Source organism: Cryobacterium inferilacus (assembly GCF_019599185.1).
GTDB classification, from domain to species: Bacteria; Actinomycetota; Actinomycetes; order Actinomycetales; family Microbacteriaceae; genus Cryobacterium; species Cryobacterium inferilacus.
The window spans coordinates 14864-36363 of record NZ_JAIEUL010000021.1 but is presented as its reverse complement, the minus strand read 5'-3'; the positions used below and the strand labels follow the sequence as shown (position 1 = coordinate 36363).

The following is a 21500-nucleotide window of genomic DNA, read 5'->3' as shown; positions in this document are numbered from 1 at the left end:
AGGTTGTCACGACCACGAAGCCCCCGTTCTAGGGTGATTTTCGCCGCGAAATGATCGCGCTCTCACGGCCGCGTCACTGCCCGCGCACAGCAGGCGCATAGACACCTCCCACCTGCGGTGGCGGGCGCCAGGACGGACGGTGCCGTGCAGCCGTTGGCGGCTAGCGCCAGCCCAGGCCGGGCGCAACGAAGCGCAGCACCGAGTCGAGCAGCCTGGCGTTGTAGTCCACACCGAGCTGGTTGGGCACCGTGATGTGCACGGTGTCGGCGGACTGCACCGCGGCATCCTGCGCCAGCTGCTCGATGAGCTTGTCGGGTTCGCCGATATAGCTCTTGCCGAACCGGGCCAGACCGCCGTCGAGGTGACCGACCTGATCGCGGTTGTCGGCTTGGGCGCGCAGACCGAAATAGCGGCGGTCCTCGTCGGTGACCAGCGGCAGGATGCTGCGGCTCACCGCCACGCGCGGCGTACCCGGGTGGCCCGCCTCGGCCCAGGCGGCGCGGAAGATGTCGATCTGCTCGGCCTGCAGGTCGCCGAAGTCGGCACCGGTGTCTTCGGTGAGCAGGGTCGAGCTCATCAGGTTCATGCCCTGCTCGCCGGTCCACTTCGCGGTGGCGCGGGTGCCGGAGCCCCACCAGATGCGCTCGGAGAGTCCGGGTGACTGCGGCTCGATGGCGAGCAGGTTGCTGTGTCCGGTGAGCTGCGGGTTCGCGGCGGCCATGCCGACCCCGCGGATGGCCTGGCGGAAGCGTTCGGTGCGCTCGCGGGCGTCATCCGCGTCGCTGCTGCCGGGCGCGGGCACGTTGCCGAACGCCTCGGCGCCCCGCAGCGCGGTTTCGGGTGAGCCGCGGCTGAGGCCGAGCTGCAGGCGTCCGTTGCTGATCAGGTCGGTGATCGCGGCCTCTTCGGCCATGTAGAGCGGGTTCTCGTAGCGCATGTCGATCACGCCGGTGCCGAGCTCGATGCGGCTGGTGCGCGCGGCCATCGCCGCCAGGAGCGGGAACGGCGAGGCGAGCTGCCTGGCGAAGTGGTGCACGCGCACGGAGGCGCTGTCGGCACCGAGTTCCTCGGCGGCGACGGCGAGTTCCACGGTCTGCAGCAGCGCGTCCTGCGCGGCGCGCACGAGCGAGCCCGGCACGGCCTGGTAGTGGCCGAAGGAGAGGAACCCGATGTGTTTCATAGTTCGTGCAGCGTTCGGCCCCGCTCAAGTATTCCGGCTCCTCCGATTCCCGCTCTCATCCGCCGTTCTGGTGCGCCGCCCGACGTTGCGCGGGCCACCGCCCCCAACTGCGCGGGTGAGGCGCCGCTGCGCGGGTGAGGCGCCGCTGCGCGGGCGGGACGCCAACCGGGCGGCAGTGCCGCCGCGGGGGCGCCGCACCCGCGCCACGCGATACGCGGGTCAGGCGCCGGTTCGCGGGCGGCACGCCACCCGTGAAGCGGCGCGTGACCCGCGCAACGGGTTTTCGAGGGCGGGTAACGGGCGGGCGGCGGCGGCGGATGCCCGGGTCGGGTCGTTACCCGGCGCAGGCCCCGGGTACTGGCAAGCTGTGCTCATGCGTCATCTGTTCCTCGACTTCTTCGGCACCCTGGTCAACTACGCGGACTCCCGCGCCGGTCAGGGCTACGCCGACACGCACGCGAGCATGCGCGCCTTCGGCGCACGCGGCACCGAGCAGGACACCGCGAATGCCTGGCTGGATGCCTTCCACCAGCTCAACACGGAGTCCGACACCGACCACCGCGAATTCACCATGGAGCAGCTCTCGCGCCGGGCCATCGTGCAACTGCTCGGCCGCGAACCCGATGCCACCGAGATCGCCGAGGGCGCCACGAGCAATATGGCGGACTGGGAGCGCGGCGTGGTGCTGATTCCCGGCATGGCTGAGACCCTGAAGGAACTGGGCCAGACCTTCACCCTGACGATCGTCTCGAACACGCACAGCGCATCCGTCGTGCCCCGCCAGTTGGCGGCCATGGGCGCCACCGATCTCATCTCGCACGTCGTGACGTCGCTCGAGGTGGGCTTTCGCAAGCCGCACTCGGCGATCTACCAGGCGGCCCTCGACCGGGCGGATGCGGACCCGGCCCGGGTGATCTTCGTCGGCGACACCTGGGACGCCGACTTCGACGGCCCGCGGGCGCACGGCATGGAGGCCGTGCTCGTGGCCGCCGACCCGCGCGACGGCGTGCCGGAGAGCCGTCGGGTCCCTTCGGTGCTCGACCTGCCCGATCTGCTCTCGTTCCGCTACCCGAGTACCCGCCCGGTCAGCACCCGCAGCGGCACCCACGGGGTGGCATAACTCCTGCTCGATGTGGTGCGGCGGCCGCGCGGCCGCGTGATTCCGGTCAATCGGGGCGCAACTGATGCGAATTGCAGGAGTTATGCACCACCCTCACGGGGTCGGCAGGCAGCGCGGCCGGAGCGGCTATCCGCGGAGTGGGGCCCGGCGCAGGGCTCCCCAGCCGAGGGCGAAAGCCACGGCAGCGGGGATCAGCAGCGCCGCGAAGAAGCCGGCGCTGGGCAGGCCGAACAGCCAGTCGAGGATCGGCGGGGCAGCGCCGGTGAGCACGGCAACCGCCAGGATGCCCAGAACCGCCAACGCGACGGCCACCCAGAGCACGAGCATCCCCATCGCCCGCCAACGGGCGTAGACGGCACCGAACGCCGAGGTGACAGCGAAGATCAGGACCTGCAGGCTGAACAGCGAGAGCCACACCGTGCCCACCCCGGCCTCTCCGAGCCAGAGCGCCGTGAAGTGATGGAAGACGACACCGGACGCGTTGACGGCCCGCTCGATCTCGGTGAGGACCGCCCAGCCGGTGGCGTTGACAGCCGCGATCACCAGGTAGGTGAGGAGCGTGCCCAGGGCATACTCCCGGCGGGTGATGCTGAACCCCATCGCGAACGGGAAGACGGCGCTCACGGCCTGCACCCCCACGACGGCGAGGTACCAGAGCGGTGAGAGCACCGCCCAGCTGTAGCTCATGCCCTCCAGGGCCTGCTGGCGGTCGGCTTCGGGCGTCGACGCGGAGATCAGCAGCGCGATGACTATCGAGACCACCAAGGCGACGCCGGTGATGATCCAGGGGATGCCGATGTAGGTCAGGCGGTTGACCAAGTGCAGCCGCATTACCTTGACAACGCGGTGCCGGATTTCCACGCGAGGCACCGAGGGGGAAGTGCTGATGGCAGTCATGATGGGCTCCTCACTCGTAGACGACGGATGCCGCGGCGGTGCGCGGCGAGGACGGGGTGGTCAGGTCGACGATCAGTTGCTGGAACGACACCGGTGCGATCTCGAGGCCCGCCGCGGCGGCGGCACGGTGGTCGGCCGCACTCAGGCGACCCGAGATGGTGACGGTGGCAAGCCCACCGAGGGTGTCCCGGTGCAGTACCTGACGGCCCTCGGCGAAGCTGTCGACGTCGCCGGCCCGACCGGCCACGGCGGAGGCGCTGCCGCGGAGACTCTCGGCGCTCTGGTCGAGCAGCAGGCGCCCCTCATCGAGCACCAGGACGTGCTCGAGCAGGTTGCTCACCTCGTCGATCAGGTGGGTGGACAACAGGATGGTGCGGGGCCGCTCGGCGTAGTCGGCCAGCAGGGTGTCGTAGAAGGTGTGCCGGGCCACGGCATCCAGGCCGAGGTAGGGCTCGTCGAAGATGGTCACCGGTGCCCGGCTGGCCAGGCCCAGGATGACGCCGAGCGCGGACTGTTGGCCGCGGGACAGCTTTCGCACGTCGCGCCTGAGCGGCAGCCGGAACTTTTCCACGAGGTCGTCGGCGAAGGCGGCATCCCAGTCGGCGAAGAACCAGGGTGCGCCGGCCAACACGTGCCGGGCCTGGTAGCCGTCCGGGTAGCGCTGACCCTCCGAGACGAAGCACATCTTCTGCAGGACCCTGCTGTTCTCCACGGGATTCTCGCCGAAGACTCGCGTGCTACCGGCGCTCGGGAACTCCTGGCCGGTCAGCATCCGCATCAGAGTGGTCTTGCCGGCGCCGTTGCGCCCGAGCAGCCCGCAGATGATGCCCGGCTGCAGGCTGAATGTCACGTCGGTGAGAGCCGGGACATCCCGGTAGGTGCGGCTGAGGCCATCCACCTGGATGACCGGGTTCTGGCTGTTCATCGTGTCTCCTTTTCGCTGAGTCGGCCGGCGGTGAGTTGATCGGTGATGAGCTGGCCGAGCTGGTCGGGCTCGATGCCCAAGCTGGCGGCCTCGGCGAGCATCGGCGCGACGTACTCCAGTACGAACAGTTCGCGCCGGCGCGCCGTTATGCGCTCCCTGGCGCCGGTGGCCACGAACATGCCGATCCCACGGCGCTTGTAGAGGATGCCCTGCTCGACGAGGAGATTGACGCCTTTGCCGGCGGTGGCCGGGTTGATTCGATAGAACATCGCGAACTCATTTGTGGAGGGAACTTGGCCCTCTTCGACGAGCGCTCCGGAAAGTATGTCGTTCTCGACTCTTTCGGCGATTTGCTGGAAGATCGGGCGACCTTCATCCATCACGTGCGACACCTCCCCGGTTAGTTACCTAACTAATGAACCACAGAACTGGGGATGCCGCAAGAGCCCCCGCGAAGTCCCACCGGCCGACTGGGTAAGCTCGGCGAATGGTTACAGAGGGGTTCCGCATCCGCGCCACGCAGGTGGACGATTGGCAAGAAGTGCGCGCGCTGCGCCTCGAGATGCTGCGGGACACCCCGATCGCGTTCGGCGAGACCCTGCAGGATGCGCTCGGCCACTCCGACAGCGAGTGGCGGATGCGCGCGGCCCGGGGCACTGCCGAGCACGGTATCGCCCTGGTTGCGATCGACCCGGCGGGTCGCTGGGTGGGCACCATGGGCGGATACGTGCCGGACCCCGCCACCGGAGCGCTGCTGGTGGGTGTCTACGTGACCCCCGACCACCGCGGCCGCGAGGCCGGAGTGTTCGATGCCCTGCTGGCCGCGATCCAGGACTGGGCCCGCGGCGAGGGCGACCGGCTGACCCTGCACGTGCACGAGGACAACTCCCGCGCCCGCGCCGCCTACCTGCGCCGGGGTTTCACCGAGACCGGCCACCGGGTGCAGTACGTCCTGGACTCCAGCGCCATGGAGATCGAGATGGTCAAGCCGCTCTAGCGGCCGCCGCCACCGCCGCCGCCACCGCCACCGCCGGAGAACCCACCACCGAAGGATCCGCCGGAGAAGCTACCGCCGCCGCTGCCCGACCAGGACGACGGTGCGGGTGTGGGTGTTTCGGTCGTGTGCACCGAGTTGACGATCCCGTTGAGCGCCGAGGCCAGGTAGATGCCGCTGAACGCGTTCTGCGACAGGAACCAGTCCGGCGCCGACGTGGTCTGTTCGTAGTACACCGCGAGCTCGGCCGCCCACTCCTTTTCGACGCCCCAGAGCACCGCATAGGGCAGCAGCTTTTCGTAGAGCTTCACCAGTTCCACGGTGTCGGGGGCGGATGCGCCGGGCCGACCGGCCGTATCTGGCCGGGTGTCTGCCTGGACCGCCTCCGGCACCGTGACCCGCAGCGCACCGTCCGGGCTCTGCAGCATGCGGAATCTGTCGGCCTCGGCCAGGTCGAGGTACACCTTCATGCCGGCGAGGTAGTCCCGCCGTTCCACCCCGGCCGCGCTGAGCAGCAGCGGGCGGCGAGCCGCCATGGCCGCGACGAGGGCGGCGGCACTGACGACGGCCACCAGCGGAAACCACCACTGTGGCGGCAGGTTGCCGAGAAGGAGCACCGCCACAATCACCACGGCGAGGGCGCCGAGGCCGGCCAGCAGCCAGCGCCTGGCGCGGGTGAGTGGTGGCCGGGCACGCCAGCTGCGGGCGATGTTGCGGGTGCGGGCATCCGCTGTCGCGGCGGCGAGCGCCCCGGCGAGAGCGTCGTTGGTGACGCCGAGTTCGCAGACGCCGCCGATGGTCAGGCCGGGGAAGAGCGTGGCGAGCACGGCGAGCTCCTGGTCGTCGACGCCGTCGGTGCGAAGCAGTTGCAGGGTGAAGTCGCCGCCGCCGTCGGTGACCGGGTAGTCAAGGATGCGTATGTTGCCGCGCACGGCGAAGCTCACGATCTGCGCGGCCATGGCCGACCGGGGCCGGTTGATGAGGTCGGCGGCCTCGAGCAGGTTGTGGCCCTTCGGCAGGCTGTATTGGGCGATGATCGTGCCACGGCCTTTCGGTTCGCGAGGCCCGATGAAGCGGCGGGCGAGCAGGTAGACCGCTCCGATCAGGGCCACGCAGAGCAGCACGACGGGGAATCCGACAACCCCGACCTGGCCCAGCAGGGAGGTGGAGCCGGGCTGTTCCTCGGCGGGCACCTGCACGAAGGTGCCGGCCGCGAAGCCGATCGCCACGGTGAGGTTCTCGCCAGGGCCGAGGTCGGCGGCCTCGGCGGTGAACATTTGCCCCTCCGCCCCGGCAGCGTCGGGCGCCGGCGCGTCGGGGTCGGTCTCCTGCACGATCCGGCAGTCGCCGCTCTCGCCCTGCGCCCCGGTGTAGCAGGCGCTGCTGCCGCTGAGGAAAGGCGCGATGCTGGGGTCGACGTGCACCCTGGCCGCGACAGTGCCGAACGGTTGGTCGAAACCGGTGCCGTTGGTGTCCCAGTAGAACTCGTCGTTCGCGGTGTCCTCGAAGGCCCGCACCACGTTCTGCTGCGTGTAGGTGATCACGTAGGTCTGGCTGCCGCGCACGAACTCGTCGGTGCCGAGGGCGAGTTCGGTGAAACCGTCGGTGATCTCGGTGTCGAAGTACACCGGCGCGCCCTGGGCATCCGTCACGGACTCGACCGCCGTGCGCAGCGGCACACCGTCGTAGTCGTTGGGGATCGCCCGGATGATGCCCCGGTTCTGGTCGAAGTCGGGGAACTCCGCCACGAAGGTCTCAACGGTGCGCAGGGTGGAGTGCCCGGCGTCGTCGCGGTCAAGGAAGTACTCCCCCGCGTACAGCGAGAAGGTGAAGTCCGAGGTGTCCGCGGCCACGGCCGCGCGCACGCTGCCGGTCAGGGTCGCCGCCGCGGCCGGCGCCGCCGGGATCCCGGCGTGCTCACCTCCGGCCGCCGCGCCCGGACCCGCGCCCGGGCCGGACAGGCTGGCATTCGCCGCCCCTGGGCCGCCGAGCATCAGCCCGGCAGAAACGACGAGAGCGGACAGGACCTTCAGAAGACGAGTCACGCCTCCGAGCCTAGTGACCCCCTCAGATTCAGCTTGTCGACGCGGCGTTCGATGACGGCCCAGGCGGGGAACACGCCGGCCAGGGCGATGAGCTCGTCGATGACGTCTGCGACCGGTCGGCTGGTGCAGCACGGACACCACTGCTGGGCCTCGAAACTGCCGACCAGCGCCGCCTCGTACTCGGTGCGGGTGAATCCCACGATTTCCCGCACGAGAGCCGTGGTCGTGTCATTGTTCGAGCTCATCCCCGCGAAGGATCGCCCGCAGGGGCAGGGTCCGTCCGGACGCCGCCGGCTCACCGGGCAGACATCTCGAAGCCACACGAGCTCCCCGTCCACGCATCCGGTCGCGTCGCTTGCCCGCGTGCCCTGGGTTGCCGATGTCGCCACCAATACCCTCATGATCTGCTCCGTTTTCTCGGCACGAGGGTGAATGAGTAGGTGACACGACGCTAACCGGAGCCACCGACATCCGTGCCCGTGCCCAGCCCAACTCAGCAACGCTCACCTCGGCTCACGGTGCATAACTCCTGCAATTCGCGCCTGGGCGGATGCACCACCCGCGGAATTCCGCGGCCGCCGACGAGCCACCCCGAAAATTGCAGGAGTTATGCCCCACGGGCCTCGGGGCGTTGGATTGGTGGGGGTGGGGCTAGAGCCCGGCGCCCCGGCCGGTGTGACGGATCTTGGCGCCCTGGGCCTCGTCGAGCTGCCGACGGGCCTCCTGCTCGGCCCGGCCCTGCTCCGACAGCGGCGCGGTTCGGGGCTGCCGTGAGATCAGGTACAGAAACACCGAGATGGCGATCGCGGCGACCACCAGGGCGGCACCGAGGATGATGCTGAACGTATCGGACACGAGTCCTCCTACGATTGCGAACGGGCCGACGGGTGAATCATGCGGGCGACCCGGCCTTTACTCCTGTCTACCTGGTGCGTGTTTCACCGTCAAATGTGTCTCCGGTCGGCGAGGCCGCGGGCTACGCTCTGGACATGGTGACCCAGTACCGCACGGTCGACGAGTTCCTGGCTGCGCAGCCCGACGAGCGCCGCGACCTCGTGGAGGCCCTGCGCGCCCTGGTGCGCGAGGCCAACCCGGCGGCGCAGGAGCACATCAAGTGGAACTCCCCCAGCTACGTTCTCGACGGGGTTGATCAGGCCACGATCAGCGCGCAGGGCAGGCAGGGAGTGCGGCTGGTGCTGCACCGGGGCGCGACCGCGCCCGAGAACACGGATGCCGCATCCGCGTTCACTGCCGACCCGCACGGCCTGCTCACCTGGCACTCCGACATTCGGGCGAGCCTGCTCGTCACCGACGCCGCCCAGCTCGCGGCGATGCGCGACGCGGCCCTCGGGGTCGTTCGCGCCTGGCTCGCACCGGCCGGGTCCCGCTGCGCCGCGCCGGGTCCGGCCGGGTCCCGCTGAGCCGCGCCGGGTCAGCCGAGCACGGCCGAGCCCGCTGAGCCGGGCACCTTTCGGAGGCGGGGCGTCGGCAGTACCGTGTCTGACGAACAGCAGCGGGTGCGCCCGCTGTCGACTGCACAACGGGAAGGAGCGACGCCATGAGCACCACCTCAGTCGGACGGAACGACTATCTGCCGCCCGGATTCCTCTTGCAGCACGTGGTCAACCCGATTGCCCGCACCATCGGCGTTCCCACCCTCATCGTGCGGGGGCGGATCAGCGGACGGGAGATCAGCACCCCCGTCGCCCCGTTCGAGTTCGAGGGCGACACCTATGTCATAGCCGGGCGCGGAGAAACGCAGTGGGTGCGCAACCTGCGCGTCGCCGGGCGCTGCGAGGTGCGCGTGCGCTGGCACCGCCAACCACACCTCGCCACCGAGCTGCGCGGCGCCGAGCACCAGCTCGTCGTGACCGCGTACATCGAACGCCTCGGCCGCCGGGCTGACTTCTTCCTGGCCGAGCTGCCCGATCCGGCCGACCACCCGATCTTCCGGCTGGAGCCGACCGGCCCGCCCCGCCGCGGCCCCGCGCATCCCGGCCCGGCGCATGATCCATTCGGCCAGGTCGATTAGCCGTCGACCAGTCCGACGAGGCCCAGCCAGGCCGCCAGCCGATACTCGTCGAGCACCGGCGCCCGCACGGCCGCGTAGCCGTCGGGACGCACGACGAGCATGCCGGTGCCCGGCCGGTCGTCGAGCCGGTGCACGTGCACGAGCGGCGCCCGCAGCCGGTCGGGCAGCTGCCGGGCATCCGCCTGCAGAAAGATGTGCACACCCGGTGTGGCCATCAGTTCGTGAGCGCGCACCCGGCGGCCCTCGCACCGCACCAGGGTGTCGGCCACCCTGGAGCCCGGCCGCAGACCGTGCCGAGCGAGCGCGCCGCGCACCGGGGTGAGCGATGCCCGCACATCCACCGACAGCACGCTGCGCGCATAGCGCAACCGAAACTGGGCGAGGGTGCGCACCCCGGCGGCGGTGAGGCGACGTCGCCGAAGAAGCCAGGGCACCAGAGGCGCCGCGAGGGGCACGAGCACGGCCCGGCCGAGCTGGGCGAGCGGATGCAGACTGGCCTCCGCCCAATACAACAGGTGGGTCAGGCGCAACACGGCCAGATCCGCGGGGCGGCGTTCCTGGGCGTAGGACTCCAGCAGCGCCGACCCCGGCTGCTGCGGCCGGCGCTGGCCGGGCGCACGCTCGATCCGCGCCTCGAGGTGCGCCCCTGACCGTCTCGCCGCGACGGACGCGAACCCCAGCTTCCAGCCGAGGTTCACCGCGTCGTGGATGCCCGCGTTCATGCCCTGCGCGCCAGCCGGGGAGTGCACGTGCGCGGCATCGCCGGCCAGGAACAGCGGCCCGCGGCCGAACCGGCTCGCGATGCGGTGCTGCAGGCGCACCTGCGCGGACCAGGCGAGGTGCTCGATGCGCGCGGGGAGGCCGCTCTCGTCGAGGAGCCGCTGTAGCTCGGTCACGGGCACCGGCGGGCCGGGTTCGCCGAACGGCTGCCGGTCGGCGCCCGCCCGGCGGGTGGCGAGCATCCGCCAGGTGGCGCGCTCCCCGATATTGAACAGGAAGACCAGTCCGCGCCGACCGACGACGACATGCGCGACGCCGGGCTCGAGGGTGGCGGGTGGGGCAGGCGACGACGGGGGGCCGATCTCGAGGTCGGCGAGCACCACCTCCTGGGCGTAGTCGCCGCCGAGCCAACCGCCCACCGAGGTGCGCACCCGGCTGGCCGCCCCGTCGCAGCCGACCAGGTAGCGGCAGAGCACGTTCTCGTCCGGCTCACCGTTTCGGTGCCGCAGGACGGCCCGCGCCCCGCCGTGCCGCAGGCGCGCCACCCGCACCAGCTCGGCGCCGCGGTCCACCCCCACCCCGCGCTCGGCGAGCGCCGCGGTGAGCACGGCCTCTACGTCGGCCTGCCGAATCAGCAGCAGGTGCGGGAACGCGGTGCCGGGCAGGTCGAGCCGGTCGATCTCCACCGGCACGACCCGCGAGCGCAGGTGCAGCCGTGCGGCCGGTGACGTGTCGCCGCGCTCGAGCAGGGCATCCGTCACGCCAAGCGGCCGCAGCAATTCGAGGGTGCGCGGATGCATGACCATGGCCCTGGATGCGCGGAATGGCTCAGGCCTCCGCTCGACGATGCGCACCAGGGCGCCATGGTCGTGGGCCTGCAGCGCGAGGGTGAGGCCCGTGGTGCCCGCGCCCACCACGAGCACGTCGATGTCGTTCATACCGGTTCGCGCACCCGGTGCTTCGCCGCGATCGGCCGGGCCGGCAACCACCACGCCGGCGGGGCGGATGCGCCGGACCCAGGTTGTGCTGCCGGCACGTCGAGCAGGAACTCGTCCCGGTGCGCCCCTGGCAGCACCTGGTAGTGGATCGACCCCGGCACGCTGCCCAGCGCGAGCACCCGCCACAGGGTGCGGGCGTAGGTCTCGGCCGCCTCGGCGCCGTCCCACTGGTAGATGCCCCGGTAGAGGCCGTTTTCATCGTGGGTCAGCCACAGTTTCGACACGTAGCCGGGAAACCCGACGAACAGCGGGGTGTTGAGGATGCTCTCCACCCGAAACCACCGGTGTGCCCGCCCGCGCAGCAGCCGCAGGCGGAACCCGACCACGAGCACGGCCGGGTCGCGGGCGTCGGGGCGCTCCACCACGGTCTCCCGGTAGACCACCGCCCGGGTGCCATTCGCGAACTCGACCTGCCTGCCCGTGTTCTGCCGGGGCAGGTGGATGCGCCGCTGCAGCAGCAGGCGCCCGGTGCGCAGCACGCATCCGGCCAGGCCGAGCAGCGCCGGTGCGAGCGCGAGCGGAGGTTGCTCGGCCGCTCCCGTGGCGAGCGGCTCGCTGCGGGAGACGGTCGCGCGGGAGCGGGTTGCCGCTGGGGCGCCGGGGGTGCCAGGAGTGGCGCGGGCGCCCGGGGTGCCGGGAGCCCCGTCACGCGGATCGGACTTACGTTGGTACGTCATGGGGCTCCTCTCCTCGGTACGGAGGCATCCGTCTGGTGGCGGGTGCCCGTGCACGACCGTGCCAGCATAGGCAGCCGCGCGGCACCCGGGAAGGGCGCAGAACCCGTCGGGGGCAACCGGCTCGCGGCACGAGTTAGTGCTCGCGGCACGAGTTAGTCCTCCCGGCACGTGATTAATCACGTGCCGCGAGACATATCACGTGCCGCGAGACCGCGCCCGGGCCCGGGCCTGGGCCCGGGCCACCGACGCACACCCACCGCGGCCGGCGGATGCCTGCGCCACGCGGCTCCGCGCATCCGTGCCAAGCTTGACGAGGCGCCAGGGCTCGCACCAGTTACGCCTGCCCGCACGCCGGTTGCACCGCGCCACCACCCCGCCTCAGGAAAGACCATCGACGCAATGACGCCTCCAGTTCGCCCCAGCACCCGCCCCGATGTGGCCGTGCGCCGCGCCCGCACCGCCGTGGCCGTGCTGTTCTTCACCAACGGCGCCCTCTTCGCCAACCTGATCCCCCGGTATCCCGCGATCAAGGCCGACCTCGGCCTCAGCAACGCCGAGTTCGGCCTCGCCGTCGCGGCCTTCCCGCTGGGCGCGCTCATCGCCGGGCTCGCCGCCGGCATGCTCATCCGCCGGTTCCGGTCGTCCCGGGTGGCCGTGATCTCCACCATGCTCACCGCGGTCGGGCTGATCCTGGCCGGTATCGCCCCGGGCTGGGCCGCCCTTGCGGCCGGCATCTTCCTCGCCGGCGCGATGGACTCCATCACCGACGTCGCCCAGAACTCGCACGGCCTGCGCGTGCAGCGGCTCTACCAGCGCAGCATCCTCAACTCCTTCCACGCGGTGTGGAGCATCGGCGCGGTCACCGGTGGGCTGCTCGGCGCCGCCGCCGCCCAGCTCGAGGTGCCCCGCGGCACGCACCTCATCGTGTCCGCGGTCACCTTCAGCATGTTCGCCCTGGTGGCCTACAAGTCGCTGCTGCCCGGCGCCGAACCCCTCGAACCGGCCGAGCCCCCGAAGCCGACCGTGACGGGCCCGGTCGCCACACCGGCCCCGACCCGCGCGTTCGGCCGCCTGGGCAAGTGGCTGGTGCTCGGCGCGCTCGTCGTCATCGCCGCATCCGGCGCGCTGGTCGAAGACGCCGGCGCCACCTGGTCGGCGATCCTCCTCACCAACTCGCTCGGCACATCCGCCCTGCTCGCCGGCTTCGGTTTCATCGCGTTGCAGGGCATGCAGTTCATCGGGCGGATGCTCGGTGACGGCCTCGTCGACAGGTTCGGCCAGCGCGCGGTGGCGCGCACCGGCGGCGCGATCGTCTTCGTTGGTATGGGCACCGCGCTGGCCTTCCCCTCCGTCGCCGGCATCATCGTGGGCTTCGGCCTGGCCGGCTTCGGCGTGGCCACGCTCATCCCCGCGGCGATGCACGCCGCAGACGAACTGCCCGGTTTCCGCACCGGCACCGGCCTCACGATCGTCTCCTGGCTACTGCGGTTGGGCTTTCTGGTGTCGCCGCCCATCGTCGGTTTCATCGCCGACCTCACCGAGCTGCGCTACGGCCTGCTCGTGGTGCCGCTGGCGGGCCTGCTCGTGGTGCTGTTCGCGCCCGTGCTCGCCACCCGGGTGCGCACCGGCGGGGCGGATGCCGCCGCCACCGGCGAGCCGGAACTCGCCGCCCGGACCTAGCCGGGCTGCCGGACCGACCGGTCCGCCCGCTCCGTCCGGTCCGCCGACCCGTCCGACCGGTTCGCCGACCCTGTCGCCGAGCGCGGATCCGCACGCCGCAAGGCCAGGCCGAGGAAGACGGCGAGGCCGACGACACCGAGGATCAGGCTGCCGCCGCTGAGGTAGGTCTGGGCCGGGCTCAGCGGAGTCGTCTGGGTGTCGAGGCGGGCGCCCACCGAGATCAGGTAGATCGTGGCGGCCACGCAGAGGGCACTGCTCACGACGAGGCCGAGCACGACGCAGGTTCGACGTCTCACGCAGGGCTCCTTCGGCTGACAGACAGTCTGCGTAGTCAAGCACAGATCGGCCCCGGTCAGGGGGTTATTTCACCCCCTGGCGGGTGACTCGATCCTGACCTCTACCGCCAGAAGAAGACGACCTCAAGAGCTGCCTCGCCCCACACCGTTGCCCGCTGGGTCAACCGGGACATGCCAGGCGCAGGCGCACGCGCATCCGTTGTATCGGGGAGGTCTCGCTCATCCTCGCTGCCTAGGCGTTCAGCGCTCTCCAAGGCGGCGCACGCCTAAACTCAACGGATGACCGCTCCCGCCGCATCCGCCGCCCCGACCGCCGACGCCCGCCTCACCATGTTCGGCGCCGAATGGTGCCGCGACTGCCGCCGCTCGAAGAAGCTGCTCGACGGCCTCGGCGTGGAGTACGACTACGTGGACCTCGAGTCAGTGGCCGACGGCGCCGACCGGGCCCTGGCCATCAGCGGCCGCACTCAGATTCCCGTGATCGTGTTCACCGACAACACCCACATGGTGGAGCCCAGCGACGCCGACGTGCGCGCCAAGCTCGCCGAGCTCGGCACGGTCTAACCGGCCGCTCCCCCGCTAGCGGGGCACGCCGAGCAGCCCGGCCAGTGTGCTCAGCGCCTCGGCTTCGGCCTCGTTGATGAGCCGGCCGTGGGCTGATCCGGCCTCGGGGGCCGCCCGGGCGACGTGCTCGGCCACCCGGTACAGCCAGGCGCGGAAGGCCGAGTCCATCGCCGGCGCCCTGGACTCCACCAGCGCCAGCGCCAGCGCCAACTCGCCGAGCAGGCGGGCCTGGGAATCGTCGGCGCCGTCGGTCAGGCCGAGGTCGCGGGTGAGGACCTGAGCCTCCAGGTCGGCCTCGATCTCGCGCACGATGGGCAGCCCGTCGGGTTGCGTGGCCTCGAAGGTCACCGCCTTCTCTGCGGCGAGCATCTCGGTCACGACAGCCATCGGACCGCTCGGCGAGGCACCCACCAGGTACAGGCCCACGAGGAACGGTGCCGCGCCGACGGCCTGCCATTCGTCGGCGGTGAACTCGTCCTTGACGGCCATCTGCGCTCCTCCACGGGCCGGCCACCCGGCTGCCCAGTGTGCTGCTCACCACGGTACGCCCGGGTGCGCGCCACCCGAAGGGCCAGGCGCGCTCGGGCACAGATGTGCGCCAGCCCGTAGATCCGTGCCCGCCCGCGGAGTACGGTGAGAGCCCCAGCCACCAGACCGCGCACCGGTAGTCTTCGCCCCGGGGGTAGACATGATCACGACAGAGCAGAACCCGACCGAGGTCGACGGGCTGGAGATCTTCGACGACGTGCACGAGGTGCGGCGCGAGCCCGTGGCCTACACCGCCCTGCAGATGGTCATCGCCGTGCTGGGCTACGCGCTGGTGCTCGGACTCGTGGTGGTGCTGATCGTCAGGCTCATCGAGCTGCTCTGGCCGGTGCTGGTGTTCGTGGTTCTGCCCTGGTTGATGAGCCTGGTGGTCTGACCCGGCTAGGCGCCGGGCCGAGCGCGGGTAGTGCGCGGCTTCGCGGGTGGCACGCCACCCGCGAAGCGGCGCCTGACCCGCGCACCCCCGAAAACGCATCCCCGGGCAACCCCGCAACACCCGCGAAGCGGCGCCTGACCCGCGCACCCCGAGCGGCCCCTAGGCCCAGCTGGTCAGGGCGGCGCGCGCCAACAGACGCGCACGCGGAGAGGCCAACCCGAGCGACTCCTGCCCACGCGGTGGCATCAGCTGGCCCAACCCTGCCCAGTCGAGCACCTGCATGGTGTCGAACGCATCCTGGATCGCGACCCGGTTGCCGTACCGCCCGCCGCCATCGTCGTACTGCCAGCCGATCATCGAGCTGAGCAGGTCGATCCGGTCCCGCACCGCGTCCATGCTCTCGGCCTCACCGGCGGCAACGAGCAACAGCAGAAGCAGCGCTATATCGGTGCCGGCCGGGGTTTTTTCTACCGGCAATCGCGTGGCCAGGTACGTCAGTAGACCCACCGGGTCGTTCTGCAGGGCGCGGCCCTTGGGCGTGAGGCGCAGCTCCCCTTTGAACTTGCGGGTCAGCCCGAGCAGCGTCATGGCCTCCCGCAGATTCAGCACCGGATAAGTCTGCGACTCCCGGTTGGCCGGACCTCGCCACCGGCGGTCGACGTCGAGGGCGACCATGATGCGTCTCACCGCGGCCGGTTGCAGATAGCCTGCCTCGGTGAAACGGATGCCCTCACCCACCAGGCCCAGATACCCGCGGATCACAGCGGTCGCCGCCTCCGCCTCACCGAGGTCAATGGGCTGCGTCACCTCCGCGGCCGCCAGGTACCCGGCCAGTTCCTGCTGCACGAGCACACTCTGCCGGGCCATCAGTGTGACCAGCGCCGATGGACCCGCCGCGCCGATCGGCTGGGCACGCAGCCAGGCCAGCGCCGCCGGTGCACCGGCGAGGCGGCGCAGACCGCGGTTGATGCCGTCGAGATCGACCTCGTCGACAAGGTCGAGCAGTCCCAGCGCCTTCAGCAGTCGGCCCTGTTCCGTGTAGTACGGCACGGTGCCACTCCGGGCGAGCGTCAGCAACTCCTCCCAGCCATGCACCCCGCCCACGTCATCGATCAGACCGCGTCGGGCGCCGGCGATGCAGCGAACTGTCGACGCGCCATCCGTCGACTCGGTCGGGGCGACTGCGTCGACGCCCTCGAGGGTGAGCAGGAGGTTCCAGTTGTCGCCGAAGTCGTAGGTATAGAGGAGGGTGTCGCCGGGGCTGGCGAGCAACTGATCGAGGCGCAGCTCGCTCTCGAGCACCCCGTCGTCTCCCTCCGTCACGTCGAAGGGGGTGAGGATGCCGACGAACTCATGGGCGAACGGGTCTGCCGTGAGCGCAAAGCGGTGCAGGTGGCTGTCGGTGAAATCGAAGGCCACCTGCAGCGCGCCGTGCAGCACGTCGAGGGTGAGGTGCGCGGGGATCTCAAGAGTGCGCCAGATCGGCGGGGTCGACTCCACCAGGTCGACGCGCACCCGCAGCAGGCTGGGCACGGTAGTGACCGGATGCAGCGGCAACGGTTTGGTGCCCGGCTCGGGCCACGGCGGCACGAAACCGGAACCAGGACCGGTGCCGGCACCGTAGTCGGGGACCGCGCCGTAGTCGGGGACCGCGCCGGGGCCACCATTGGCACCGGATTCGGGATCCGCCTCGACGCCGGGCTCGGGATCCGCGCCGTCCGAGGGCATCCGGTCGGCGTGCTGCGCGCGGAACGCGGCCAGGTCGGTGACGTTCTCGGGCTCGGGAGTAGGCGACATTCACCGAAGATACCGTGATCGACCTCGTCGGGCTGCTGGGCCCCGCAGGTGACGATCGCGCAGCCCAGCACATGTCGCTTGCACCGATCATGCCGATCGCACCGATCTCACTGCCGGATGCCGCACGGTCCGCCGGTGCAGAGACACCACGAGGCCCCGTGACGGGAGCGCCACCTCGCCCCGCGGGCCGAGCGCGGGTAGTGCGCCGTTTCGCGGGTGGCATGCCACCCGCGAAGCGGCGCCTGACCCGCGCAGCCCAAAAACGCACCCCCATGCACCGGCACACCACCCGCGAAACGGCGCCTGACCCGCGCAGCGAGAACGTCGCCCGGCAGGATCGGCGACCGGGGCCGAGGTGCCCGCACCACCGCCGGGGGGTGGCGACGTGCGCATCCGCTACGATCTGACTACTGATCACAGATTCGCGACCCACCCGGCTCGCAGGCAGGGGCACGATGGCTCGGGGATCCACCGTCGACGGCACCCAACTGCACGGCCCCGCAGCGCCCAGCCCCGCGGCCCTCGACCACACGCCCAACGCCCCGACGAGCACCGCTTCCCCCGCGGAGGACGAGCTGCGCTGGCCGGGCGCCATCCCCGCCGGATTGCGCGAACAGCTACCCCCGGTGCCCGCCGGCAGCGGCGCGGTCGTGCGCGCACCGGACGGACGGGTGCTCGGCGCCAACCACACCGCGGCCGGCCTGCTGCATCTCACCTGGGAGCAGCTGCTGAGCAGCAGCCGACAGGATGCGCATTGGCGCCCCATTGACGAGCAGGGGGTGCCGATCAATCTGGATCAGCAACCGGGCTACCTCACCATGCACGGCGGCCTGGGCCTCGGCCACCACATCGTGGGCCTCGCGCTGCCCGGCGACGACGGGCCCGAACGCCTGGGCTGGCTCAGCATCCGCTGGACGCAGGCGGTGACCGCGCAGGGGACAGCGCTGGCCGACATCCTGCTGTTCAGCGAGGTGACCGAGACACCGCGCGGGCGGGCGGCCACCGATCGGGTGTTCGCGAGCTACCGCGACCTCGGCGACAACGTCACCGACTTCGTCCTGAGAACCCAGGAACACAACGTGATCGAGTGGGCGTCCCCGTCCGTCACCGCCGCCACCGGCTGGCCGATCGCCGCCGTGATCGGACGCGGTTACCCCGAGTTTCAGCACCCGGACGACGCCGTGCCCGCCCGGGAGCAGATGCGGCGGCTCCTGGCCGGTGAACGCGACCAGGGCCGTTGTCGGCTGCTCTGCGCCGACGGCAGCTACCGCTGGTTCGTCGTCTCCTCCGGCCCCATCCTCGCCCGCGACGGCACCGTCACCGGCGGCGTGCACGGTTTCACCAGCATCGACGCCCTCGTCGACGCCGAGCAAGCCGCAGAGGCGGAGCGGGCGATCCTGCGGGCATCCGTCGACAGCCTGGCCGACCCGTACGTGGTGGTCGCGGTGCGGCGCGACGACGCAGGGACCGTGCTCGACCTGGTGGTCACCGAGGCCAATCCCGCCGCTTGCGAGTTCCAACGGATGCCCCGCACCGACCTGCTCGGCAGCTCGCTGCTGCACCCGCTCGCCCCCGAGGTCGCCGAACAACTGGCCCAGCTGTGCACGGTCGTGCTCGACAGCGGCTCGCCGCAGGGCCTCGAGGGGTTCCTGTCCCGCACCGCCGAGCAGGACCGCTGGTACGACGTGCGTGTCTCTCCCGTGGGTGACGGCGTCGCCGTGCTGCTGCGCGAGGTGACCGAGCAGCGCCTGGCCAACCGGGCGGTGCAGGACTCAGAGGAGCGCTACCGTCTGCTGGCCGAGAACGCCTCGGATGTGGTGCTGATGATCGACCCGGACGACCGCATCGCCTGGGTGTCCCCCTCGTCGTTGGAGCTGCTCGGCTGGAGCCCGGCCGCCCTGGTCGGCCAGCTCTCGACCTACCTGATCCACCCCGAGGACATTCCGGAGGTGCTGAACACCCGGGATGCCTTCACCGACGGCATGCTGCAACTCGCCCCCTTCCAGGTGCAGCGCAAGAGCGGCGAGCACCGCTGGATCTCGGCGTCCATCCGGGAGATGCGCGAGGCCGACGGCAGCCTGATCGGCCGAATCGTCTCCCTGCGGGACGTGCACGAAGAGACCGTCGCCCGCCGCGCGCTCGAGGCATCGGAGCAGATGTTCCGGGCGGTGCTGACCTCGTCCTCGGCGGGCATGATCCTCTGCGACCTGACCGGACGCATCCAGGTGGCCAATCAGGCCCTGTCTCGGCTGCTGCAACGGGATGAAGCCTGGCTGCTCGCCCACCGCACCGACGACCTGGTGCACCCCGACGACCTGGCCGCCCTGCAGGAGGCACGCACGGCGACGCTCGCGGGCACGGGCGTACCGCAGGTGGTGGAGATGCGTCTGGTTCGCGCCGACGGGGCGCTGATCTGGGCACGCCGGTCGGCGTCCGTGATCCGGGATGCGGCCGGCCGGCCGGAGCGTCTCGTGGTGCAGCTCGAAGACGTCACCGCCGAGCACGACGCCCGCGAGGAGCTGCGGTTCCACGCGTTCACCGACAAGCTGACCGGCCTGCACAACCGGGCCTGGATCCTCAACGCCCTCGAGTCGGATCTCGCGCACGCGCACACCGCGCAGGGTGTCGTCGGTGTGCTGTTCATCGACCTGGACAACTTCAAACTCGTCAACGATTCGCTCGGTCACGCGGCCGGCGACGAGGTTCTGGCCGAGATCGCCAGCCGGATGATGACCGCGATGCGGCCGCAAGACCGGGTCGGCCGCTTCGGCGGTGACGAGTTCGTGGTGGTGGTGCCCGATGTGCACGACCCCACCGAGGTGGAACGGGTGGCCGAGCACATCGCCACCGTTCTGGGCACCGAACTCACCATCGAGGGGCACCGCATCATGCCCACGGTCTCGATCGGCATTGCCCTGTCGATGCCGGATTCCACCGCGGCCAGCCTGCTGCGCGACACCGACTCCGCACTGTTTCGCGCCAAGCGCAGCGGCCGGGCCCGCTGGCAGTTCTTCGACGCCACCATGCACGCCCAGGCCATGACCCGGCTCACCATCGAAGACGAGATCCGCACCTCGCTGCTGGCCGGGGATTTTGTGGTGCACTACCAGCCGGTCGTAGCCCTGGCCACGCACGCAGTGGTGGCTCACGAGGCACTCGTGCGTTGGCAGCATCCGCGTCGGGGGCTGCTGTCGCCGCGGGAGTTCCTGGCCATCGCAGAGGAGTCCGGTCTGATTGTCGGCATCGGCCGGGCCATGCTCGAGCGGGTCTGCGCGGTGTTGGCGGCGCATCCGGATGCCGTCGGCACGATCAGCGTGAACGTGTCGGCCGTTGAGCTGGCTCACGACGAGTGGGCCGAGGAGTTCCTGGCCACCGTCGACCGGCACGGGGTCGACCCCGCCCGCCTGGTCGTGGAAGTCACCGAGACCGCGGTGATGTCACTGCGGCCGCACACCGTGGGCAGCGTGATGGCGTTGCGGGACCGGGGCATCGGTCTGCACGTGGACGACTTCGGCACCGGTTTCTCCTCCATCGCGGTGCTGCGCGACCTGCCCGTCACCGGGCTCAAGCTCGACGCCAGTTTCGTCGGCGGTCTCGGCGGCGGTCGCGCCGTGGGCGACGCTGGCGAGGCGCTCGCGGCGGGCCTGGCCGGCCTGGTGGCGCATCTCGGCCTCACCGGCGTCGCCGAGGGCGTCGAAACCAGGGAGCAGGCCGAGGCGCTCCGCGCGCAGGGCTGGTTGCACGGCCAGGGCTACCTCTTCGGCCGCCCCGCCCCGTGGGTCAGCTGACGCGCTGACCCGGCCGGTCCGTCGACGCACCCGTGGCCGCTAGCAGCTGGCCGTGTTCTCGCTGATGTTCTCCACCAGCCAGGCCTGGGCGGTCGGTTCGAAGACCACGGTCAGATCGAACACCGTGCGGGGTTCAACGCCCAGCGTGATCGCACTGCCGCCCTGGGAGACCACGTAGTCGGTGGAGTCCTGGCAGCCGGTGGCGAGCACGCTGCCGAAGGGGTACACCGTGCCGTCGTCGGCGGTGCGGGCGCTGACGGTCACGGCGCTCGGGCTGAAGGTCATCGCGCCGCTCACGGTGTACCCGCCGTCGGCCAGCCAGGTCGTGTCCGAGGTGACGGTGTCGAGGGTGGGGCAGGTCGCCACGGTGCTCAGCGGGGCCAGGTCGGCTCCGCCGGTCGCCTGCACGGCGCTCATGGTCTGGTAGAAGTCGGTGATCGCCGCCGTGGCGGCCGCGGTTGCCTCGGCTTCGCTCTGCGGGGATCCGTCGGCCGGCGCCTCGGTGGCGGTGGCCTCGGGGGCTGCTGAGGCCTCGGCCGTTGCGGTGGGCGTTGGCGACGCGGCATCCGTCTGGGGTGCCGACGCCGGTGCCGACGAACAGCCGGCCAGGAGCAACGCCGCGGCGGCGACGCCGACGGCGGTTCGGGCGGCAGCGCGGCCGGCGGGGAGACGGAGGCGGCTGGTGCGGCTGATGGTGCGGGGCTGGAACATCGGACTCCTGTCGGTTGTGCACCCCAGGGAGCCGAGAGCGGTCTGCACCGCTCGTCACAGCGTGATCCCCCCAGTACGCGTGAGATAAAAGGCTAACGCACCCGCCCGACGCGCGCCGGGTCTCTGGGCCTGTCACCGGCGCATCCGCCCCGGT

At 71.0% G+C, this 21500-nt stretch carries 21 protein-coding genes; 8 read left to right on the top strand and 13 right to left on the bottom strand.

The window, feature by feature from the left end:
* Positions 1-160: 160 nt before the first annotated feature.
* Positions 161-1180, bottom strand: a complete 1020-nt coding sequence (locus K2F54_RS15980; RefSeq protein ID WP_220606849.1) for an LLM class flavin-dependent oxidoreductase — start codon at positions 1178-1180, stop codon at positions 161-163.
* A 373-nt stretch (positions 1181-1553) separates the two neighbouring features.
* On the opposite strand from K2F54_RS15980, the gene K2F54_RS15975 reads away from it, so the two are divergent.
* On the top strand, positions 1554-2300 hold the full coding sequence (locus K2F54_RS15975; protein ID WP_220606848.1) for an HAD family hydrolase: 747 nt from the start codon (positions 1554-1556) through the stop codon (positions 2298-2300).
* Between the two features lie 126 nt (positions 2301-2426).
* Here K2F54_RS15975 and K2F54_RS15970 read toward each other — a convergent pair whose 3' ends face one another.
* From K2F54_RS15970 to K2F54_RS15960, 3 genes are read right to left on the bottom strand one after another with little or no spacing between them, the layout of a single operon-like run.
* Entirely contained in the window at positions 2427-3197 is a 771-nt protein-coding gene (locus tag K2F54_RS15970) for a hypothetical protein (protein ID WP_220606847.1), read from the bottom strand.
* A gap of 10 nt (positions 3198-3207) precedes the next feature.
* Entirely contained in the window at positions 3208-4122 is a 915-nt protein-coding gene (locus K2F54_RS15965; RefSeq protein ID WP_220606846.1) for an ABC transporter ATP-binding protein, read from the bottom strand.
* The gene (locus K2F54_RS15960) at positions 4119-4502 is read right to left on the bottom strand and encodes a GntR family transcriptional regulator (RefSeq protein ID WP_220606872.1); all 384 of its coding nucleotides are present in this window, start codon (positions 4500-4502) and stop codon (positions 4119-4121) included. Before K2F54_RS15960 ends, K2F54_RS15965 begins: the two co-directional genes overlap by 4 nt.
* 107 nt (positions 4503-4609) lie before the next feature.
* Between K2F54_RS15960 and K2F54_RS15955 the strand changes: the two genes are divergently transcribed.
* Positions 4610-5119: a GNAT family N-acetyltransferase gene (locus K2F54_RS15955; protein ID WP_220606845.1), complete on the top strand. Its 510-nt coding sequence runs from the start codon at positions 4610-4612 to the stop codon at positions 5117-5119.
* Here K2F54_RS15955 and K2F54_RS15950 read toward each other — a convergent pair.
* The 3 genes from K2F54_RS15950 to K2F54_RS15940 form a co-directional block, all read right to left on the bottom strand.
* Complete coding sequence (locus K2F54_RS15950) at positions 5116-7161, bottom strand: DUF2207 family protein (RefSeq protein ID WP_220606844.1); 2046 nt, start codon at positions 7159-7161, stop codon at positions 5116-5118. The genes K2F54_RS15955 and K2F54_RS15950 overlap by 4 nt on opposite strands.
* Complete coding sequence (locus tag K2F54_RS19745; protein ID WP_431193897.1) at positions 7158-7562, bottom strand: DUF7715 family protein; 405 nt, start codon at positions 7560-7562, stop codon at positions 7158-7160. Before K2F54_RS19745 ends, K2F54_RS15950 begins: the two co-directional genes overlap by 4 nt.
* 250 nt (positions 7563-7812) lie before the next feature.
* On the bottom strand, positions 7813-8016 hold the full coding sequence (locus tag K2F54_RS15940) for a hypothetical protein (RefSeq protein WP_220606842.1): 204 nt from the start codon (positions 8014-8016) through the stop codon (positions 7813-7815).
* Positions 8017-8150: 134 nt separating this feature from the next.
* Here K2F54_RS15940 and K2F54_RS15935 point away from each other — a divergent pair, with 134 nt between their 5' ends.
* Positions 8151-8582, top strand: coding sequence for a DUF1801 domain-containing protein (locus tag K2F54_RS15935; protein ID WP_220606841.1), 432 nt, complete (start codon positions 8151-8153; stop codon positions 8580-8582).
* A gap of 137 nt (positions 8583-8719) precedes the next feature.
* Complete coding sequence (locus K2F54_RS15930) at positions 8720-9193, top strand: nitroreductase/quinone reductase family protein (RefSeq protein WP_220606840.1); 474 nt, start codon at positions 8720-8722, stop codon at positions 9191-9193.
* Here K2F54_RS15930 and K2F54_RS15925 read toward each other — a convergent pair.
* Together K2F54_RS15925 and K2F54_RS15920 are read right to left on the bottom strand one after the other, a co-directional pair.
* Positions 9190-10851 (bottom strand): FAD-dependent monooxygenase, encoded by a 1662-nt coding sequence (locus K2F54_RS15925; protein WP_220606839.1) that lies wholly within the window; start codon positions 10849-10851, stop codon positions 9190-9192. The two genes, K2F54_RS15930 and K2F54_RS15925, sit on opposite strands and share 4 nt — an antisense overlap.
* Complete coding sequence (locus tag K2F54_RS15920) at positions 10848-11588, bottom strand: hypothetical protein (RefSeq protein ID WP_220606838.1); 741 nt, start codon at positions 11586-11588, stop codon at positions 10848-10850. Before K2F54_RS15920 ends, K2F54_RS15925 begins: the two co-directional genes overlap by 4 nt.
* A 399-nt stretch (positions 11589-11987) precedes the next feature.
* Between K2F54_RS15920 and K2F54_RS15915 the strand changes: the two genes are divergently transcribed.
* Positions 11988-13268 carry an MFS transporter gene (locus tag K2F54_RS15915; protein ID WP_220606837.1) on the top strand — a complete coding sequence of 427 codons (1281 nt, stop codon included), beginning with the start codon at positions 11988-11990 and terminating at the stop codon, positions 13266-13268.
* On the opposite strand, the gene K2F54_RS15910 is transcribed toward K2F54_RS15915, so the two are convergent.
* Entirely contained in the window at positions 13265-13564 is a 300-nt protein-coding gene (locus K2F54_RS15910) for a hypothetical protein (RefSeq protein WP_220606836.1), read from the bottom strand. The genes K2F54_RS15915 and K2F54_RS15910 overlap by 4 nt on opposite strands.
* 279 nt (positions 13565-13843) lie before the next feature.
* On the opposite strand from K2F54_RS15910, the gene K2F54_RS15905 reads away from it, so the two are divergent.
* A complete protein-coding gene (locus K2F54_RS15905) occupies positions 13844-14128 on the top strand; it encodes a glutaredoxin family protein (protein WP_220606835.1) in 285 nt (94 codons plus the stop codon).
* A 15-nt stretch (positions 14129-14143) separates the two neighbouring features.
* Here K2F54_RS15905 and K2F54_RS15900 read toward each other — a convergent pair whose 3' ends face one another.
* The gene (locus tag K2F54_RS15900) at positions 14144-14617 is read right to left on the bottom strand and encodes a hypothetical protein (protein ID WP_220606834.1); all 474 of its coding nucleotides are present in this window, start codon (positions 14615-14617) and stop codon (positions 14144-14146) included.
* Positions 14618-14816: 199 nt separating this feature from the next.
* Between K2F54_RS15900 and K2F54_RS15895 the strand changes: the two genes are divergently transcribed.
* Complete coding sequence (locus tag K2F54_RS15895; RefSeq protein ID WP_220606833.1) at positions 14817-15050, top strand: hypothetical protein; 234 nt, start codon at positions 14817-14819, stop codon at positions 15048-15050.
* Between the two features lie 159 nt (positions 15051-15209).
* On the opposite strand, the gene K2F54_RS15890 is transcribed toward K2F54_RS15895, so the two are convergent.
* Positions 15210-16847: a plasmid pRiA4b ORF-3 family protein gene (locus K2F54_RS15890; protein ID WP_220606832.1), complete on the bottom strand. Its 1638-nt coding sequence runs from the start codon at positions 16845-16847 to the stop codon at positions 15210-15212.
* A 455-nt stretch (positions 16848-17302) separates the two neighbouring features.
* Between K2F54_RS15890 and K2F54_RS15885 the strand changes: the two genes are divergently transcribed.
* Positions 17303-20635, top strand: coding sequence for an EAL domain-containing protein (locus K2F54_RS15885; RefSeq protein WP_220606831.1), 3333 nt, complete (start codon positions 17303-17305; stop codon positions 20633-20635).
* Positions 20636-20674: 39 nt separating this feature from the next.
* Here K2F54_RS15885 and K2F54_RS15880 read toward each other — a convergent pair whose 3' ends face one another.
* Positions 20675-21346, bottom strand: coding sequence for a hypothetical protein (locus tag K2F54_RS15880; protein WP_220606830.1), 672 nt, complete (start codon positions 21344-21346; stop codon positions 20675-20677).
* Positions 21347-21500 lie beyond the last annotated feature (154 nt).